A 4,398-nucleotide genomic window follows, 5' to 3' on the forward strand; every position below is an offset into this window, starting at 1 on the left:
GCCGGCTCGGGCCAGTCGGCGACGACGGGGAGCTCGACGGCGTCGGCGGCCGGCGGAGCCGCGGGCGGTGCCGCGGCCAGCTCGGGGTCCGCCGGGGCGAGCGTGACGGCCGCGCCGAGCGCACCCGCCGTCATGACCATCGCCAACCTCGCCGCGATGCAGGTGCTCGCCCAGGTGCCCGAGCTCGACGTCGGGAAGGTCGCGAACGGCCAGCCGGTCGCGGTCTCGGTCAACGCGCTGCCGGGGCAGAAGATCCCGGGCTCGGTGACGTCGATCAACCTGCTCCCGGGGTCGCAGACGACGGTCCAGTACGGGACCGCCGTGCTGATGCCCACGCCCCCGCCGGGCATGCGGCCCGGGATGTCGGCCAGCGTCTCGATCACGACCCGGCAAGCGAACGACGTGACGTTCCTGCCGTCGGTGGCGGTGACGCCGGTGGGCGGCCCGGACTCGGGGCAGGGGACGGTCCAGGTCCTGCAGCCCGACGGCTCCACCGCGCCGCGCACGATCGGCACCGGCCTGAGCTCGGACACGGTCACGCAGGTGACGTCGGGGCTGTCCCTCGGCGACCTCGTCGTGCTGCCCGACCAGTCGGCCGCCTCGGCCGCCACTCTGCGCGGGCTCAACGGCGGCGGCGGGCGGAACGGCGGCGGCGGCGCGGGTGGAGGCGGCGGAGCCGGACGATGACCGACCCCGCGGACGTGCCGGTCCTCGACGTCCGGCGGATGTCGAAGGTCTACGGCGAGGGCGACACGGCCGTGCACGCGCTGCGCGAGGTCGACCTGCTGGTGCGCCGGGGCGAGTACGTGGCCGTGGTCGGGCAGTCCGGGTCGGGCAAGTCGACGCTGCTCAACATCCTCGGGTGCCTCGACGGTCCGACGTCGGGCCGCTACCTGCTCGACGGCCTCGACGTCGCGGACCTCGACGAACGACAGCAGTCGGTGCTGCGCAACCGGCAGATCGGCTTCATCTTCCAGTCGTTCAACCTCATCCCGCGGACGAGCGCGTTCGCCAACGTCGAGCTGCCGATGGTCTACGCCGGCGTCTCCCGGCGGGACCGCCGCAGGCGCACGCTCGCCGCCCTCGACGTCGTGGGCCTGTCCCACCGGACCGAGAGCCGGCCCAACCAGCTCTCCGGCGGCCAGCAGCAGCGCGTCGCGGTGGCGCGCGCGCTCGTCACGCGGCCTGCCCTCCTGCTGGCCGACGACCCCACCGGCAACCTGGACTCCGCGAGCACCGCGGACGTCCTCGACCTCTTCGACAACCTGCACGCCACCGGGCGGACGATCGTGCTCATCACCCACGACCACGAAGTGGCCGAGCGGGCCGACCGGACGGTCACCGTCACCGACGGGCGCCTCACCGAACAGGCCGGCGCCCGCCCGTGAGCAGCGTCGAGATCCTGCGGTTCGCCGTCCGGGCGCTGGTGGCGAACCGGCTGCGGTCGTTGCTGACGATGCTCGGGATCATCATCGGGATCGCCGCGGTCATCCTGCTGACCGCCCTGGGCAACGGCGCCGCGGTGTTCATCCAGAAGCAGATCACCGGGCTGGGCGCCAACAGCATCACGGTGATCGCGCGGGCGGCGAGCGGGACGGCGGGTGCCTCCGCGGGCGCGGCGGCCCGGCCGTTGACCCCGGCCGACGCGGCTGCGCTCTCCGATCCGCAGGGCGCGCCCGACGTCGCCTACGTCGCGCCGGTGGTCCAGACCTCGGTGACGGTCGCGTCGGGCCCGAACTCCGAGACCGACACGGTCATCGGCAGCACCCCCGACTACTTCCCCGGGTCGAACCAGGTCGTCGCCTCGGGGCGCGCGTACGACCAGGCGGACCTGACGTCGGCCCGTCCCGTCGCCGTCCTCGGGCGGACCGTCGCCGACGACATGTTCGGCGTCGGATCGGTCCCGCTCGGGCGGACGGTCAACCTGAACGGCTCGCCGTTCCAGGTGATCGGCATCCTGCAGGCCAAGGGACAGGGCGGCCCCGGGGCCAACCCCGACACGAACGTCCTCGCGCCGCTGTCGGCCGTCCAGAGCACGTTCACCGGGTTCGGGAACCTGAACCAGATCGTCGTCGGCGCCCGTTCGACGGACACGCAGAACGCGGCCGAGTCCGAGGTCTACTCGATCATCGACCGCCGCCACGGCATCACCAACCCGAACAACCGCGACTACCAGCTCATCAGCTCGGCGCAGATCGCCCAGGTCCTCGACTCGACCCTCTCGACGTTCTCGCTGCTCCTCGCCGGGATCGCGGGGATCTCGCTGCTCGTCGGCGGTATCGGGATCACCAACATCATGCTGGTCTCGGTCACCGAGCGGACCCGGGAGATCGGCATCCGGAAGGCGCTGGGTGCGCCGCCGTCGGCGATCCTCGGCCAGTTCCTCGTCGAGTCGGTGATCCTCTCGGCGCTGGCCGGGCTGATCGGGGTCGGGATCGGGATCGGCGCGACCTTCATCCCGCTGCCGGGCGGGTTCCGCGCCATCGTCGTCCCCGCCGCGGTCGTCATCGCGGTCGTGGTGTCCATCGCCATCGGGGTGTTCTTCGGGGGCTACCCGGCGAGCCGCGCGTCGCGGTTGCGCCCGATCGAGGCCCTGCGACGTGAGTGACGGCGCGGGCACCAGCACGGACCAGCAGGGAGGAACGGGGATGGCGCAGGACGAGCCACGTCCGCAGGAGTCCGCGGAGACGGCGGAGACGGCGGAGACGGCGGAGGACGAGCGCGAGACCGTCGTGCACGGACCGTCCCGGTGGTCGGAGTCCTCCGACTCGGCGCGCGACGAGGCCTCCGACACCGGGCCCATCCGCACCCCGAGCCCGCAGCCGAGGTTCGGGCCCGACACGTCCGGTCGGGACGGCGGCCCGGCGCGCGGCTGGGGGGACCGCCCGGACGCCCGGACGACCGAGTCCCGTCCCCCGACGTCAGCCGAGGTGCTCGACCAGCCGATGGACGACTCCGACGTCCGCGAGCGGCTCAACCGCCCCGGGATGGCCCGGTCCACACGCATCCTGCTGCTGGTGCTCGGCGCGATCGTCTTCCTCGGCGCCGGCCTGCTGATCGGGCGCTACACCGCGCCGCCGACGGGGCCCGGATCGGTGCCGCCCACCCTGGGCGTCATCGAGGCCGTGGACACCCCGCCGGGCGGGTCGCCGGTCGTGACGGTGCGGGGCGCGGACGGCTCGCTGACTGCGCTGCAGACGACCCCGGGGACGGTCGTGGCCACCCCCGCGGCGGCCGGCAACGCGGCGCTGCGGGTCGGGGAGTCGGTGACGGTCACCGGCGAGCGCGACCAGCGCGGGGAGACGATCGCGACGCGGGTGGACCTGCCGGCGCGGTAGACCCGTTCGACGAGGGGCACTGGGCGCAGGGTCCGCCGGCGCCGGACCTGCGTCGTGTGCCCGTGATCAACGACGACCGCGCTCCGGCGACCGGTCGCGCCCGACCCGCTAGTCTCCCGCCCGTGAGCGAGAACGCAGCTGCCGAGATCGCCGCCGGCTACGCGACGGAGGGCGCCGCGCTGGAACTCGGTGCGGTGATGGTCGACGACGCCCCGGACAAGACCGCCCGCGTCCGCATCCCCTTCGCGACGCTGAACCGCCACGGCCTCGTCGCGGGCGCCACCGGGACGGGCAAGACCAAGACGCTGCAGAACCTCGCCGAGCAGTGCTCCGCGGCGGGCGTCCCGGTGCTGCTCGCCGACGTCAAGGGCGACCTCTCGGGTCTGGCCCGCCCCGGCGAGGCGAGCGACCGGACCACGAAGCGCGCGCAGGAGACCGGCGACGACTGGGCGCCGACCGCGTACCCGGTGCGGTTCCTCTCGCTCGGCGGCCACGGCATCGGCGTGCCGGTCCGCGCGACGATCACCGCGTTCGGGCCGATCCTGCTGTCGAAGGTGCTCGGGCTCAACGCCACGCAGGAATCGACGCTCGGGCTGATCTTCCACTACGCCGACCAGCAGCAGCTCGCCCTGCTGGACACCAAGGATCTCCGCGCCGTCATCCAGCACCTGCTCTCCGACGAGGGCAAGGAGGAGCTGAAGACCATCGGCGGGGTGTCGGTGTCGACGGCCGGCGTCATCCTGCGGGCCCTCGTGAACCTCGAGGCCCGCGGCGGCGACGAGTTCTTCGGCGAGCCGGAGTTCGACCCGGCCGACCTGCTGACCGTCGAGAACGGCCAGGGCGTGGTCACGCTGCTCGAGCTCGCCGACCAGCAGGCCGACCCGACGCTCTTCTCCACCTTCCTCATGTGGCTGCTCGCCGAGCTCTTCGAGGACCTCCCCGAGGCCGGCGACATCGACAAGCCCAAGCTGGTCTTCTTCTTCGACGAGGCGCACCTGCTCTTCGCCGACGCGTCGAAGGCCTTCCTGGACCGCATCGAGCAGACGGTGAAGCTGATCCG

General features: G+C 73.3%; 5 protein-coding genes. All 5 read left to right on the forward strand.

Translation table 11 applies throughout. The annotated features are described in order from the left end of the window. Positions 1-132 precede the first annotated feature (132 nt). On the forward strand, positions 133-687 hold the full coding sequence (locus tag AC0CYZ_RS02815) for an efflux RND transporter periplasmic adaptor subunit (RefSeq protein WP_472212146.1): 555 nt from the start codon (positions 133-135) through the stop codon (positions 685-687). Next, positions 684-1,388 carry an ABC transporter ATP-binding protein gene (locus tag AC0CYZ_RS02820; RefSeq protein WP_472212148.1) on the forward strand — a complete coding sequence of 235 codons (705 nt, stop codon included), beginning with the start codon at positions 684-686 and terminating at the stop codon, positions 1,386-1,388. The genes AC0CYZ_RS02815 and AC0CYZ_RS02820 overlap by 4 nt, the downstream gene beginning before the upstream one ends. Next, positions 1,385-2,608, forward strand: coding sequence for an ABC transporter permease (locus AC0CYZ_RS02825; RefSeq protein ID WP_472212150.1), 1,224 nt, complete (start codon positions 1,385-1,387; stop codon positions 2,606-2,608). The genes AC0CYZ_RS02820 and AC0CYZ_RS02825 overlap by 4 nt, the downstream gene beginning before the upstream one ends. Before the next feature lie 40 nt (positions 2,609-2,648). After that, on the forward strand, positions 2,649-3,338 hold the full coding sequence (locus tag AC0CYZ_RS02830; protein WP_472212152.1) for a hypothetical protein: 690 nt from the start codon (positions 2,649-2,651) through the stop codon (positions 3,336-3,338). 122 nt (positions 3,339-3,460) lie between these two features. After that, positions 3,461-4,398: helicase HerA-like domain-containing protein (locus tag AC0CYZ_RS02835; RefSeq protein ID WP_472212153.1), on the forward strand; the 938-nt coding region annotated here is incomplete at its 3' end.

This window comes from Actinomycetospora sp. (assembly GCF_055612215.1).

Coding starts and splice junctions, on each gene's coding strand:
- AC0CYZ_RS02815 (WP_472212146.1), top strand. CDS start 133: ATGACCATCGCCAACCTCGCCGCGATGCAGGTGCTCGCCCAGGTGCCC.
- AC0CYZ_RS02820 (WP_472212148.1), top strand. CDS start 684: ATGACCGACCCCGCGGACGTGCCGGTCCTCGACGTCCGGCGGATGTCG.
- AC0CYZ_RS02830 (WP_472212152.1), top strand. CDS start 2,649: ATGGCGCAGGACGAGCCACGTCCGCAGGAGTCCGCGGAGACGGCGGAG.